Here is a 13,870-nt window from a genome sequence, read left to right as displayed (position 1 = left end):
GGGCACAGCGTCGTCGCTGGGGTAACTCACGAGTAACCGCAGGTTAATAGTCCACCGGTGGCGAGCGGTAGAGGAATCAGCTCCTCATTTTCGCCGCGTACCGGCTGTGAGACGACAAAGCGGCGCGAACGGCACGCCGTGGCGGTTGTACGGACGCGGACCCCGCCCGTACGAGCGACCGGACCGCCCCCTCGCACAAGCGAGGGGGCCCGGAAGACCGGACCCCCTCGCTGCCCCGCGGCGCCCTGGCGCCACGGCCCGCTACTTCTTGCCCTTGTCCCCGTCGTCCGAGGAGAGCACCGCGATGAACGCCTCCTGGGGGACCTCCACGGACCCGACCATCTTCATCCGCTTCTTGCCCTCCTTCTGCTTCTCCAGCAGCTTGCGCTTACGCGAGATGTCACCGCCGTAGCACTTGGCGAGCACGTCCTTGCGGATCGCGCGGATCGTCTCGCGGGCGATCACCCGCGCGCCGACCGCCGCCTGCACCGGCACCTCGAAGTTCTGCCGCGGGATCAGCTCCCGCAGCTTCGCCACCAGCCGCACACCGTAGGCGTACGCCTTGTCCTTGTGGGTGATCGCCGAGAAGGCGTCCACCTTGTCGCCGTGCAGCAGGATGTCGACCTTCACCAGGTCGCCGCTCTGCTCGCCGGTGGGCTCGTAGTCCAGCGAGGCGTAGCCGCGGGTCTTGGACTTCAGCTGGTCGAAGAAGTCGAAGACGACCTCGGCCAGGGGCAGGGTGTAGCGGATCTCCACCCGGTCCTCGGAGAGGTAGTCCATGCCCATCAGCGCGCCGCGCCGGGTCTGGCACAGCTCCATGATCGCGCCGATGAACTCGCTCGGGGCGAGGATCGTGGCCCGTACGACCGGCTCGAAGACCTCATCGATCTTGCCGGTGGGGAACTCGGAGGGGTTGGTCACCGTGTGCTCGGTGCCGTCCTCCATGATCACGCGGTAGACCACGTTCGGCGCGGTCGCGATCAGGTCGAGGCCGAACTCGCGCTCCAGCCGCTCGCGCACGACCTCCAGGTGCAGCAGCCCCAGGAAGCCCACGCGGAAGCCGAAGCCCAGCGCGGCGGAGGTCTCCGGCTCGTAGACCAGCGCGGCGTCGTTGAGCTGCAGCTTGTCCAGCGCCTCGCGCAGCTCGGGATAGTCCGAGCCGTCCAGCGGGTACAGGCCCGAGAACACCATCGGCTTGGGGTCCTTGTAGCCGCCGAGCGCCTCGGTGGCGCCCTTGGCGGACGAGGTGATGGTGTCGCCGACCTTCGACTGGCGGACGTCCTTCACGCCGGTGATCAGATAGCCCACCTCGCCGACCGAGAGGCCGTCGGCGGGCGTCATCTCGGGGGAACTGACGCCGATCTCCAGCAGCTCGTGCTGGGCGCCGGTCGACATCATCCTGATCTTCTCGCGGCGGCTCAGCGTGCCATCCACGACCTTCACGTACGTCACGACGCCGCGGTAGGAGTCGTAGACCGAGTCGAAGATCATCGCCCGGGGCGGGGCGTCCTTGACGCCGACCGGCGCCGGGACGTGCTTGACGACCTCGTTGAGCAGCTCCTCCACGCCCTCGCCGGTCTTCGCCGAGACCCGCAGGACCTCCGAGGGGTCGCAGCCGATCAGGCCGGCCAGCTCGGCGGCGAACTTCTCCGGCTGGGCGGCCGGCAGGTCGATCTTGTTCAGCACCGGGATGATCGTGAGGTCGTTCTCCATCGCCAGGTAGAGGTTGGCGAGGGTCTGCGCCTCGATGCCCTGCGCCGCGTCCACCAGCAGCACGCAGCCCTCGCAGGCCGCCAGGGAGCGGGAGACCTCGTAGGTGAAGTCCACGTGGCCCGGGGTGTCGATCATGTTGAGGATGTGCGTCGTGTTCGCGTCGCCGCCCTCGGTGGGCGCCCAGGGCAGCCGGACCGCCTGGGACTTGATCGTGATGCCCCGCTCGCGCTCGATGTCCATGCGGTCGAGGTACTGGGCGCGCATCTGGCGCTGGTCGACGACGCCGGTGATCTGGAGCATCCGGTCCGCGAGTGTCGACTTGCCGTGGTCGATGTGCGCGATGATGCAGAAGTTGCGGATCAGCGCCGGATCGGTGCGGCTGGGCTCCGGCACGTTGGTTGGGGTCGCGGGCACCTTGGTCCTGTCGGATCTCTGGAGGGCTTACGGGGGTCTGGCTTTACGGGGGTCTGGCTTGGGTCGGGTCTGCGCCCATCGTCCCATGCGCGGGCGCCAGTGTGCGGTTTGGGAGGGCTGCGGGGGTGCTGGTAGCCTGGAGTGCTGTGTCTGCAGTCAGGGCACAGGTCGATATCAACGAACAGCAGAGGCTTATTCGTGGCGAACATCAAGTCCCAGATCAAGCGGAACAAGACGAACGAGAAGGCGCGCCTGCGCAACAAGGCCGTCAAGTCCTCGCTCCGTACCGCCGTCCGCAAGACCCGCGAGGCCGTCGAGGCCGGTAACCTCGAGGCCGCCGTCGTCGCCCAGCGCGAGGCTTCGCGCAAGCTCGACAAGGCCGTCAGCAAGGGTGTCATCCACCAGAACGCCGCCGCCAACAAGAAGTCGGCGCTGGCCCTGCAGGTGGACGCGCTCAAGGGCTGACCCCCGCACTCTGGCTTGACCCGCCGGGAAGCGGGTTGCAGCGGCCCCTCTCTCCGCTCCGTCTCCCAGCAGCACGTCCCGCACGCGATCTGCGTTCGCCACGCGGGTGCGGGATGCACCTCTTTGCTTCACCGGGCCCCGTCCCACCACGCCTGATTCACCGGGCGGGTGGGGCGGGGCTTCGTGTGGTCCGGGGGCGGGCCGCTTCGTACGGGGCGGGGGTCGTACGGGGCGGGGGTCGTACGGGCGGGGACCGCGCGGGGGCCTGGGACAATGGGCGTATGCCCTCCGCACTCCCCGACGGTCTTCCCATGCCCGAAGACGGCGCGCTGCCCTCCGAGGCGCTCGGCGGCTCCGCCCCTCTGGGGTTCTACGTCCACGTCCCGTACTGCGCCACCCGGTGCGGCTACTGCGACTTCAACACCTACACCGCCGGCGAGCTGCGCGGCACCTCGCGCGACGACTACGCCGGGCACCTGGTGGACGAGGTCCGCCTCGCCCGCAAGGTCCTCGGCGACGACCCCCGGGCTGTCGAGACCGTCTTCGTCGGCGGCGGTACGCCCACCCTGCTGCCCGCCGCCGACCTGGGGCGGATGCTCGCCGCGATCCGGGAGGAGTTCGGGCTCGCGGACAGCGCCGAGGTGACGACCGAGGCCAATCCGGAGTCCGTGGACCCGGCGTACCTGGCGGAGCTGCGGGCGGCCGGCTTCAACCGGATCTCCTTCGGGATGCAGAGCGCACGGCAGCACGTACTGAAGGTGCTGGACCGCACCCACACCCCGGGGCGGCCCGAGGCGTGCGTGGCCGAGGCGCGGGCCGCCGGGTTCGAGCACGTGAACCTGGATCTCATCTACGGGACCCCCGGCGAGAGCGACGACGACTGGCGGGCCTCGCTGGACGCGGCGATCGGGGCCGGGCCCGACCACGTCTCCGCCTACGCGCTGATCGTCGAGGAGGGCACGCAGCTGGCCCGGCGGATCCGGCGCGGTGAGGTGGCGCCCACCGACGACGACGAGCACGCCGACCGGTACCTGATCGCGGAGGAGATGCTCTCCCAGGCGGGCTTCTCCTGGTACGAGGTGTCGAACTGGGCCACGTCGGACGCCGCGCGCTGCCGGCACAACGAGCTGTACTGGACCGGAGCCGACTGGTGGGGGGCCGGGCCGGGGGCGCACAGCCACGTCGGGGGAGTGCGGTGGTGGAACGTCAAGCATCCCGCCGCGTACGCGCAGGCGCTCTTTGGGGGGCGGTCGCCGGGGGCCGGGCGGGAGCTGCTCGCGGGGGAGGACCGGCGGGTGGAGCGGATCCTGCTGGAGCTGCGGCTCGCGGCGGGGTGTCCGGTGTCGCTGCTTGCTCCGGCGGGGATGGCCGCGGCGGGGCGGGCCGTGGAGGCGGGGCTGCTGGAGGCGTCCGCGTTCGATGCGGGGCGGGCGGTGCTTACCCTGCGGGGGCGGTTGCTGGCGGATGCGGTGGTGCGGGAGCTGGTGGACTGAGGGGTTGGTTCCGGGGGCGCGTGGGGTGCGTCGGTGGGGCCTCTTCGTGTGGGGCGGGGCTTCGTGCTTGTGGGGCGGGGCCTCTCCGCGACAACTCCGAAAAGCCATAGGGATTGACTTGCCATCGGTCGATTTGCTGCTCTGTCGGGGGCCTGCGTTGCGGTGCGTCTTTTCGGAGTCGTCGCTCCGGGCCCCTCACACGGGCGGGTGGGGTCCTGTCGTGCTGTGGTTGCTACGTGTGTGGGGGGCTTGTGACGAAGTCGATCAGTTCTTCCACTCTGCCCAGTAGTTCCGGTTCCAGGTCCTTGTACGTGGTTACCGTCGCCAGGATGCGTTGCCAGGCGGCGCCTGTGTTCTCCGGCCAGTTCAGGGCTCGGCAGACTCCGGTCTTCCAGTCCTGGCCCCGGGGGATTGCGGGCCAGGCCGCGATGCCGACGGACGCCGGTTTCACCGCCTCCCAGACGTCGATGTACGGGTGGCCCACCACCAGGGCGTGGGCGCTGGTCACCTCGGCCGCGATACGGGACTCCTTGGAGCCGGGGACCAGGTGGTCGACCAGGATGCCCAGGCGGGCGTCCTGGTCGGGGGCGAAGTCCGCGACGATCGCGGGGAGGTCGTCGATGCCGGAGAGGTACTCCACCACCACGCCCTCGATCCGCAGGTCGTCGCCCCAGACCTTCTCCACCAGCTCCGCGTCGTGGCGGCCCTCGACGTAGATACGGCCCGCGCGGGCCACGCGGGCGCGGGCGTTCGGTACGGCCAGCGAGCCGGAGGCGGTGCGGGTGGGGCGCTGCGGTGCGGCCGCCGCGGGGCGGACCAGGGTGACCGTACGGCCGTCGATCATGAAGGCGCGGGGGGCCAGGGGGAAGACCCGGTGCCTGCCGAAGCGGTCCTCCAGGGTGACCGTGGGGCCCTCGGCGGTCTTCTCGGTACGGATCACCGCGCCGCAGAAGCCCGTCGCGACCTCCTCCGCCACCAGCCCGGGTTCGGCGGGGACCTCGGGGGCCGGGTGGGACTTCTTCCACGGGGGTGTCAGGTCGACGTGGCCGTAACGCATTCGAGGAGGTTATCCGAACCGGTGGGCCAGCTCGGTGCGTTGACGCCGTACGAACGCCGCGTCCACGACCGCGCCGTGGCCGGGGACGTACCGCGCGTCCTCGCCGCCCAGGTCCAGCAGGCGGTCCAGGGCGGCCGGCCAGTGGGCGGGGTGTGCGTCGGGGCCCGCCTGCGGGGGGCCGGACTCCTCCACGAGGTCGCCGCAGAAGACGAGCGCGGGATGCCCCGGCACCACCACCGCCAGGTCCTGCGCCGAGTGCGCCGCCCCCAGGTTCACCAGTCGTACCTCCCGGTCGCCCAGGTCCAGCGTGTGCACGTCCGCCACCAGGTGGTCGGGGGCCCGCAGGGCCGCCGCGGCCTTTGCCGCCGCCCGGTGCGGCACACCCTGGCGGATCGCGTCCTCCCGCAGCTCCTCGCGGCCCTCGGTGAGCGCCGCCCCGATGCCGGCGGGGCCGTGCAGGCGGGCGCCGGGGAAGGACGCCGTGCCCAGGACGTGGTCGAAGTGGGCGTGGGTGAGGGCGAGATCCGTCACAGGGCGGCCGAGGAGTGCCCGTACCTGCGCGGCGATCCGCGCGCCCTCCGGCAGGGTGGAGCCGGAGTCGATCAGCAGCACTTTCGTGGCGCCGGCCACCACGCCCACCGTCGCGTCCCAGCCCGGCAGCCTGCGCCGCAGCACTCCAGGGGCCAGTGCTTCCCAGTCCCGCGCCGCCATGCGGTCCTCCCTCGTGCGTACGTTGTCCACAGCCCGTGGCCTCGGGCTTGCTCCGGTCGCGGGGCGTCCCCGTACACTGGCCTGGGAAAAGCTGGCACTCGCAGATGCAGAGTGCCAGGGGTGAGACTACGGACCGAGGCCGGAGGTGGACGGCATGCTCAGTGAGCGCAGACTCGAGGTGCTGCGTGCCATCGTCCAGGACTACGTCGGCACGGAGGAGCCCGTGGGCTCCAAGGCGCTCACCGAGCGGCACAGCCTCGGCGTCTCCCCGGCCACCGTCCGCAACGACATGGCCGTGCTGGAGGACGAGGGGTACATCGCCCAGCCGCACACCAGCGCCGGGCGCATCCCCACCGACAAGGGCTACCGCCTCTTCGTCGACCAGCTCGCCGACGTCAAGCCGCTCTCCGCGCCCGAGCGGCGCGCCATCCACCACTTCCTCGACGGCGCCGTCGACCTCGACGACGTCGTGGCCCGCACGGTGCGCCTCCTGGCGCAGCTCACCCGGCAGGTCGCGGTCGTGCAGTACCCCTCGCTGACCCGCTCCACCGTGCGCCACGTCGAGCTGCTCGCGCTCTCCCCGGCCCGGCTGATGCTCGTGGTGATCACGGACACGGGGCGGGTGGAGCAGCGCCTGGTCGACTGCCAGCCGCCCTTCCCCGACACCTCGCTCGCCGATCTGCGCGCCCGGCTCAACAGCCGGGTCGTGGGCCGCCGGTTCGCGGACGTACCGCAGCTGGTGCAGGACCTGCCGGACTCCTTCGGCGCGGACGACCGCCCGACGGTCTCGGCGGTGCTGTCGACGCTGATGGAGACGCTGGTCGAGGAGACCGAGGAGCGGCTGATCATAGGCGGTACGGCCAATCTGACCCGCTTCGACCACGACTTCCCGCTGAGCATCGGGCCCGTGCTGGAGGCGCTGGAGGAGCAGGTCGTGCTGCTGCGGCTGCTCGGCGAGGCCAAGGACTCCACCATGATGGTGCGAATCGGGCACGAGAACGCACATCAGGGACTCACCTCCGCATCGGTCGTCTCCGTCGGCTACGGTGCCGGGGGTCTCGAAAACGAGGCACTGGCCAAACTCGGCGTGGTCGGACCGACCCGCATGGATTACCCGGGAACGATGGGAGCAGTACGCGCTGTGGCACGTTACGTCGGACAGATCCTGGCGGAGTCGTAAGTGGCGACGGACTACTACGGGATCCTCGGGGTGCGGCGCGACGCCTCCCAGGAGGAGATCAAGAAGGCGTTCCGGCGGCTCGCGCGCGAGCTGCACCCGGACGTGAATCCGGATCCGAAGACCCAGGAGCGGTTCAAGGAGATCAACGCCGCCTACGAGGTCCTCTCCGATCCGGAGAAGAAGCAGGTCTACGACCTGGGCGGGGACCCGCTGTCGATGAGCGGCGGCGGCTTCGGCGGCGGCCAGGGCTTCGGCAACTTCTCCGACATCATGGACGCCTTCTTCGGTACGGCCTCGCAGCGCGGCCCGCGCTCGCGGACCCGCCGGGGCCAGGACGCCATGATCCGCCTGGACATCGAGCTGGACGAGGCCGCCTTCGGCGCGACCAAGGACCTCCAGGTCGACACGGCGATCGTCTGCACCACCTGCAGCGGCGAGGGCGCGGCCCCCGGCACCACGGCGCAGACCTGCGACATGTGCCGCGGGCGCGGTGAGGTCTCGCAGGTCACGCGGTCCTTCCTGGGGCAGGTCATGACCTCCCGCCCCTGCCCGCAGTGCCAGGGCTTCGGCACGGTCGTGCCCACCCCCTGCCCCGAGTGCGCCGGCGACGGCCGGGTGCGCTCGCGCCGCAACCTCACGGTGAAGATCCCGGCGGGTGTGGACAACGGCACCCGTATCCAGCTCGCCGGCGAGGGCGAGGTCGGCCCCGGCGGCGGCCCGGCGGGCGATCTCTACGTGGAGATCCACGAGCTGCCGCACTCCACCTTCCAGCGGCGCGGCGACGACCTGCACTGCACGGTGACGATCCCGATGACGGCGGCGGCGCTGGGCACCAAGGTCTCGCTGGAGACGCTGGACGGACTGGAGGAGGTCGACATCCGGCCCGGCACCCAGTCCGGCCAGTCGATCCCGCTGCACCAGCGCGGTGTCACGCATCTGCGCGGCGGCGGTCGCGGTGACCTCATCGTGCACGTGGAGGTCACCACGCCGACGAAGCTCGATGCCGAGCAGGAGCGGCTGATGCGCCAGCTCGCCGCCCTGCGCGACGAGGAGCGGCCGCTGGGGCAGTTCCAGCCGGGCCAGCAGGGGCTGTTCTCCCGGCTGAAGGACGCGTTCAACGGCCGGTAGGGCCGCTTCTCCGTCCGGACCGGGGGTGCCGCCGGGCCCCTCCTCCCGCCCCGCGCGGGGGAGGGGCCCGGCGGATACTGGTGCGGATGTCCCCCGATACCGGTGACGAGCCGCGGGCGCCCCTGCGGCCCGCCCTGGAGGTGACGCCGTGACGGCGCCCGTCTTCGTGTCCCCCGACCTCGCCGCGGCGGCGCCCGGCGCCACGCTGGTGCTGGACGGCCCCGAGGGCCGCCACGCGGTCTCCGTCAAGCGCCTGCGGGTGGGCGAGGAGGTCGTGCTCACCGACGGCGCCGGCCTCGGCGTGCGCGCGCGGGTCGACGCTCTCGAGGGCCGCGACCGCCTCGTCGTACGGGTCGCGGAGGTTCTCGCCGAGCCGGAGCCGGCCCCGCGTATCACGGTCGTCCAGGCCCTCCCCAAGGGCGACCGGGGCGAGCTGGCGGTGGAGACGATGACGGAGACCGGCGTCGACGGGGTCGTCCCCTGGCAGGCGGCGCGCTGCGTCACGCAGTGGAAGGGCGAGCGGGGCGCCAAGGCGCTGCACAAGTGGCGCGCGACGGCCCGCGAGGCGGGCAAGCAGTCCCGCCGGCTGCGCTTCCCCGAGGTCGCGGAGGCCCGTACGACGAAGCAGGTCGCCGAGCTGCTCCGCGCGGCGGACTTCGCGGCCGTCCTGCACGAGGAGGGCTCCCTGCCCCTGGCGGCGGCCCGACTGCCCGCCGCGGGCTCGGTGGTGCTGGTCGTCGGTCCGGAAGGGGGCGTCTCCCCCGAGGAGTTGGCGCTCTTCGGGGAAGCGGGCGCCAAGCCCTACCGCCTGGGCCCCACCGTCCTGCGCACCTCCACGGCCGGCACGGCGGCGGCCGCCCTGCTGCTGGGCCGCTCGGGGCGCTGGGGCTGAGCGGTTGCCGGGGGCCGGTAGCATCGGCGCACTGATCCATCCGATCCATGTCCGACTACGCGAGGAGGGCCGCGCACATGGCCGGTGAGGCGCAGGGCGACTGCCTGTTCTGCAAGATGGCCGCCGGGAGGATTCCCGCGGACGTGGTGCGCGAGAGCGAGACCACGCTCGCCTTCCGCGACATCAACCCGCAGGCCCCCACCCACGTACTGGTGATCCCCAAGGCCCACTACCCCGACGCCGCCGCGCTGGCCGCCGCCGCGCCGCAGGTCATGGCCGACGTGCTGCGCGAGGCCGGGGAGGTCGCCGCCGCCGAGGGCGTCGCGGAGAGCGGCTACCGGATCGTCCTCAACACCGGCGCCGGCGCCGGGCAGACCGTCTTCCACGCGCACGCCCACGTCCTGGGCGGGCGCGGCTTCACCTGGCCCCCCGGGTAACGGGCCGTGGCGGCACGGGAGTTCACGGTTCTGGGCAGCGCCAGCCAGGTGCCCACCCGGACCCGCAACCACAACGGCTACTTCCTGCGCTGGGACCGCGAGGGCATCCTCTTCGACCCCGGCGAGGGCACCCAGCGCCAGCTGCTGCACGCCTCCGTGGCGGCGTACGACCTGACGCGCATCTGCGTCACGCACTTCCACGGCGACCACTCCCTGGGACTGGCCGGCATCATCCAGCGCATCAACCTCGACGGCGTCCCGCACCCGATCGCCGCGCACTACCCGGCGAGCGGGCAGGCGTACTTCGACCGGCTGCGGTACGCCACCGCGTACCGCGAGCGGGTGCGGCTGCGCGAGGAGCCGGTCGCCGCCGACGGGACGGTCGCCGCCACGCCGTCGTTCACGCTGAGCGCGCGGCGCCTGGCGCACCCCGTCGACACCTTCGGCTACCGGCTCGTGGAGCCCGACGGGCGCCGGATGCTCCCCGAGCGGCTGCGGGCCGCGGGGATCGCCGGCCCGGACGTCTCGCGCCTCCAGCGCGAGGGCTCCCTGGGCGGGGTCCGGCTGGAGGAGGTCAGCGAGCCGCGGCCCGGGCAGGTCTTCGCGTTCGTCATGGACACCGGCATGTGCGAGGCCGTCCACGAACTGGCGGCGGGGGCCGACCTGCTCGTACTGGAGTCGACCTTCCTCGCCCGCGACGCCGCCCTCGCGGCGGAGGTCGGCCACCTGACGGCCGGGCAGGCGGGGGAGATCGCGGCGAAGGCGGGCGCGCGGCACCTGGTGCTCACGCACTTCTCGCAGCGCTATCCGGACCCCGCGTGCTTCGCCGCGGAGGCCCGCGCGGCGGGCTACACCGGCGGGCTGACGGTGGCGGAGGACCTGGCGACGGTCCCGGTGCCGGGGCGCCGGGGCTGAGGGCGGGGGGCCGGCCGCGCGGGGTGATCGCGCCGGGCCGGTCACGGAGCGTCGCGCCGCGCTGTCGGACCCCTCGGGCAGACTGGGCGCCATCCCCGCATGTGCCGTACGGAGGTGAGCCCCCATGGGCCGGACCCACATCGATCCCCTCGCCCCCCTCCGCCGCCCGGAGGACCCGGAGATCGACGTCTACCTCACGGGCATGGTCTTCCTCGACATCATCTTCACCGGCCTGGACACCGCCCCCGTGCGCGGCACCGAGTCCTGGGCCCGCGGCATGGGCATGAGCCCCGGCGGCGTCGCCAACATGGCCGCCGCCATGGCGCGCCTGGGCCTGCGCACGCACCTCGCGGGCGCCTTCGGCGACGACATGTACGGCGACTACTGCCGCGAGGCCCTGGAGCTGGGCGAGGGCATCGACCTCAGCCTCTCGCGCACCATCCCCGGCTGGCACTCCCCGGTCACGGTCTCCATGGCCTACGAGGGAGAGCGCACCATGGTCTCCCACGGCCACGAGGCACCCCCGCCGCCCTCACCGCCGCGCTGCCCGCCCCGCTCCCGCGCCGCCATAGCGTCCCTCACCGCCGGCCGGGGCGAGCCCTGGGTGGCGCAGTCGGCGGCCGACGGCAGCCTCGTCTTCGCCGACACCGGCTGGGACGAGACCGGCCGCTGGGACCTGGCGGCACTGCCCGACCTCGCCCACTGCCACGCCTTCCTGCCCAACGCCGGGGAGGCGATGCGCTACACGGGGACGAGCTCCGCGCGCGCCGCCGCCCACGCCCTGGCCGAGCGGGTGCCGCTGGCGGTGGTCACGATGGGCTCCGCGGGGGCGTACGCGGTGGACGCCGCCACCGGCGAGACGGCCGAGGTCCCGGCGATCTCCGTCGAGGAGCTGGACCCGACGGGCGCGGGGGACGTCTTCGTCGCCGGCTTCGTCACGGGCACGCTCGCCGGCTGGCCGCTCGCCGACCGCCTCGCCTTCGCGGGCCTGACGGCGGCGCTCTCGGTGCAGGAGTTCGGCGGCTCCCAGTCCGCCCCCGGCTGGATCGAGATCGCCTCCTGGTGGGAGCGCGTCAGCGCCCTCACCCCCACCACCCAGGACCCCCAGGCCCTCTCCCGCTACGCCTTCCTCCACCCCCTCCTCCCCTGCCCCACCCGCCCCTGGCCCCTCCGCCGCGCAGCCCCCACCATCGGCTTCCGCCCACCGCGCAGCGCGTAACGGGCTGCCGCCGGGCTGGGGAGTGTCTCGGTTTTTGTGTATGCCTCTTCTTTGACGTTGTGCTGGTTTAGCTTGGGTGGGTCACTCGGCGGTGTTGAGGTGGAATCCGTCGAGGTCGATGCGGTCGCCGTAGTAGCCGGCGAGGACGTTGATCGCGGCTTTCCAGTTGTGGGTGCGTCCGGTGGGGTTGGGGCGGTTGGGCTCGCGGTGGCGGATGGTCAGGTAGAGGACTTTCAGGGCGGCGTCCTCGCTGGGGAAGTGCCCGCGTCGGCGGCTGGCCTGGCGGAAGCGGGCGTTCAGCGCTTCGATCTTGTTGGTGGTGTAGACGATCTTGCGGACGCCGGGTGGGAACTTCAAGAACTCGGCGAAGTGCATCCAGTTCTTGCGCCACAGTCCGGTCATCGCCGGATACTGCACTCCCCGTTTCTCCTCGAACTCCTCGAACCGGGCCCGGGCGGCGTCCTGGGTGGGGGCGGTGTAGATGTGGCGGAGTTCCTTGGTGATGGCCTGCCAGTGGGCGCGTGAAGCGAACCGCAGCGAGTTCCTGACCATGTGCACGACGCACAGGTGGACGTCGGTTCGGGGCCAGATCGCGGTGAGGGAGTCGGGCAGGCCCTTCAGTCCGTCGCAGCAGGAGATCAGGACGTCCTGGACACCGCGGTTGCGGAGTTCGGCGAGCCAGGTCATCCACTGCTTGGCGCCCTCGCCGCCGGTGCCGACCCACATGCCCAGCACGTCGCGTTCGCCTTCGAGGTTGATCCCCACCGCGATGTAGACGGGCCGGTTGGAGACCGCACTGTCACGGATCTTCAGGACGATCGCGTCGATCATGAGGACTGCGTAGATCTTGTCCAGCGGACGGGACCGCCATGCGTCGACCTCGTCCTTGATCTTGTCGGTGGCCCGTGAGATCAGTCCGCGTGAGACGTCCATGTCGTAGATCTCCGCGAGAGGGGCCTGGATCTCCCCCGTGGTCAGCCCCTTCGCATACAACGAGAGCACGGCCTCGTCGAAGCCCTCCACCTTGCGCTGGTGCTTGGGCACGATCTACGGCTCGAAACCGCCCTCACGATCGCGTGGCACCGCGATCTCCACCTCGCCGATATCCGTGCGCACCCGCTTCGTGGACGTGCCGTTGCGCGCGTTGGACGCCCCCCGGCCGGCCGGATCACCCTTCTCGTAGCCGAGGTGCTCCGACATCTCCGCCTCCAGAGCACCCTCCAGCACCATCTTCAACAACCCCTTGAACAGGCTGTTCTCCCCGACCAGGTTCACGCCCTCCTCACGGGCCCGCTCAACCAACTGCCGCGCGATCTCCTGATCCTGCGCCTGCCGCTGCGTCAACTCAGCCCCCGTACGTACGATGCTCGAACGCTTGCCTGTTTCCTGCCTGTCACCCATCATGATCCTTCCCGACACCGGTCACCCCGATGCCATCCAGTCATACCGGGCACACACAAACTTCAGAACAGACCCATTCTTGGTGAGGATTGAGTGGTGAAATTGGACACCAGACAATCAATTGAACTACTTTGGCGACAGGTTGTAGAAATAGGACGCCCGATTGTCCGATTTCGAAATCCGGGGATCGCTAAAATTCAACTGGAAGCAGCTATCGGAGTGACTGTTCCGGATGATGTGGTTGCATGGTTCGAGAGTTGCAATGGTGCTAGGTTTGAGCCAGGGCAACGCCAAGATGATGTTTATCTCATCCCAGCGTTCGAACCCCTCTCTGTCGAACAGGCACTGGAAATGCGGAGAATTTATGGGGATGGGGACCCGATCCTCGGTGAATCCTGGTTCCCGCTCCTGGGGAATGCTAGCGGAGATATGTATGCGGCGGTATGGGATGCGAGTGACACGCCGCCTAGGGTCGCGGTTGTGATTAGCGAGAGTTTCCCGCAGATCAGTTATTCTAGCGTGCAGGAAATGGCAATCTCATTCCTGGAATGCTATCGCCGTGGCGTCTTCTTTGTTAAGGATGGTGGCCTCCTAGATGTAGATGTTCAAAAGTGGGAGGAAGTAGACATGGAGGTACGTGCAAGATTGGAATAGAATAATTGGTTCAATTGTCTCCCATCATGAATGATTTGTTCGTTCTGACTTCCCGATTCGGAGCGTGCCAATTTGGGGCAGATGTGACCTTGATTCTTCGGCGGTGGTGGGACGGCGATTGGCTCGGTCGGTTGCCCTTAGACCGTGTCCTATGTGGGGCGGGCTCGTTGGGGTCGTCATGGGGCGGGGTG

At 70.6% G+C, this 13,870-nt stretch carries 12 protein-coding genes and 1 pseudogene; 9 read left to right on the top strand and 4 right to left on the bottom strand.

Annotated elements, in window-relative coordinates:
- Positions 1-261 precede the first annotated feature (261 nt).
- A complete protein-coding gene (lepA, locus tag ACFQLX_RS20285) occupies positions 262-2,127 on the bottom strand; it encodes a translation elongation factor 4 (RefSeq protein WP_386417181.1) in 1,866 nt (621 codons plus the stop codon).
- Between the two features lie 198 nt (positions 2,128-2,325).
- Here lepA and rpsT point away from each other — a divergent pair, with 198 nt between their 5' ends.
- Together rpsT and hemW are read left to right on the top strand one after the other, a co-directional pair.
- Positions 2,326-2,592: a 30S ribosomal protein S20 gene (gene rpsT / locus ACFQLX_RS20280; RefSeq protein WP_386417180.1), complete on the top strand. Its 267-nt coding sequence runs from the start codon at positions 2,326-2,328 to the stop codon at positions 2,590-2,592.
- A 281-nt stretch (positions 2,593-2,873) separates the two neighbouring features.
- The gene (gene hemW / locus ACFQLX_RS20275; RefSeq protein ID WP_386417178.1) at positions 2,874-4,085 is read left to right on the top strand and encodes a radical SAM family heme chaperone HemW; all 1,212 of its coding nucleotides are present in this window, start codon (positions 2,874-2,876) and stop codon (positions 4,083-4,085) included.
- Positions 4,086-4,317: 232 nt separating this feature from the next.
- Here hemW and ACFQLX_RS20270 read toward each other — a convergent pair whose 3' ends face one another.
- Together ACFQLX_RS20270 and ACFQLX_RS20265 are read right to left on the bottom strand one after the other, a co-directional pair.
- Positions 4,318-5,142: a DUF3097 domain-containing protein gene (locus ACFQLX_RS20270; protein WP_386417177.1), complete on the bottom strand. Its 825-nt coding sequence runs from the start codon at positions 5,140-5,142 to the stop codon at positions 4,318-4,320.
- A gap of 9 nt (positions 5,143-5,151) precedes the next feature.
- Positions 5,152-5,853 carry an MBL fold metallo-hydrolase gene (locus tag ACFQLX_RS20265; RefSeq protein WP_386417175.1) on the bottom strand — a complete coding sequence of 234 codons (702 nt, stop codon included), beginning with the start codon at positions 5,851-5,853 and terminating at the stop codon, positions 5,152-5,154.
- A gap of 154 nt (positions 5,854-6,007) precedes the next feature.
- Here ACFQLX_RS20265 and hrcA point away from each other — a divergent pair, with 154 nt between their 5' ends.
- The 6 genes from hrcA to ACFQLX_RS20235 all read left to right on the top strand — a co-directional run bounded on the left by hrcA (position 6,008) and on the right by ACFQLX_RS20235 (position 11,624).
- A complete protein-coding gene (gene hrcA, locus ACFQLX_RS20260; protein ID WP_386417173.1) occupies positions 6,008-7,033 on the top strand; it encodes a heat-inducible transcriptional repressor HrcA in 1,026 nt (341 codons plus the stop codon).
- On the top strand, positions 7,034-8,161 hold the full coding sequence (dnaJ, locus tag ACFQLX_RS20255) for a molecular chaperone DnaJ (protein ID WP_386417171.1): 1,128 nt from the start codon (positions 7,034-7,036) through the stop codon (positions 8,159-8,161).
- Positions 8,162-8,309: 148 nt separating this feature from the next.
- Complete coding sequence (locus tag ACFQLX_RS20250) at positions 8,310-9,053, top strand: 16S rRNA (uracil(1498)-N(3))-methyltransferase (RefSeq protein ID WP_386417169.1); 744 nt, start codon at positions 8,310-8,312, stop codon at positions 9,051-9,053.
- A 77-nt stretch (positions 9,054-9,130) separates the two neighbouring features.
- Positions 9,131-9,490 carry a histidine triad nucleotide-binding protein gene (locus tag ACFQLX_RS20245; protein ID WP_386417231.1) on the top strand — a complete coding sequence of 120 codons (360 nt, stop codon included), beginning with the start codon at positions 9,131-9,133 and terminating at the stop codon, positions 9,488-9,490.
- Positions 9,491-9,496: 6 nt separating this feature from the next.
- Positions 9,497-10,405 (top strand): ribonuclease Z, encoded by a 909-nt coding sequence (locus ACFQLX_RS20240; RefSeq protein ID WP_386417167.1) that lies wholly within the window; start codon positions 9,497-9,499, stop codon positions 10,403-10,405.
- A gap of 124 nt (positions 10,406-10,529) precedes the next feature.
- Positions 10,530-11,624, top strand: coding sequence for a PfkB family carbohydrate kinase (locus ACFQLX_RS20235; protein ID WP_386417165.1), 1,095 nt, complete (start codon positions 10,530-10,532; stop codon positions 11,622-11,624).
- An 81-nt stretch (positions 11,625-11,705) separates the two neighbouring features.
- Here the strand turns inward: ACFQLX_RS20235 and ACFQLX_RS20230 are convergent.
- Positions 11,706-13,025, bottom strand: a pseudogene (locus ACFQLX_RS20230) (IS256 family transposase).
- Positions 13,026-13,121: 96 nt separating this feature from the next.
- On the opposite strand from ACFQLX_RS20230, the gene ACFQLX_RS20225 reads away from it, so the two are divergent.
- Positions 13,122-13,679, top strand: a complete 558-nt coding sequence (locus tag ACFQLX_RS20225; protein WP_386417164.1) for an SMI1/KNR4 family protein — start codon at positions 13,122-13,124, stop codon at positions 13,677-13,679.
- Positions 13,680-13,870: the final 191 nt, after the last annotated feature.

Source organism: Streptomyces polyrhachis (assembly GCF_042663125.1).
In the GTDB taxonomy this organism is placed as follows: domain Bacteria; phylum Actinomycetota; class Actinomycetes; order Streptomycetales; family Streptomycetaceae; genus Streptomyces; species Streptomyces polyrhachii.
The sequence above is the reverse complement of the archived record's forward strand: the minus strand, read 5'-3'. Positions and strand labels throughout refer to the sequence as shown.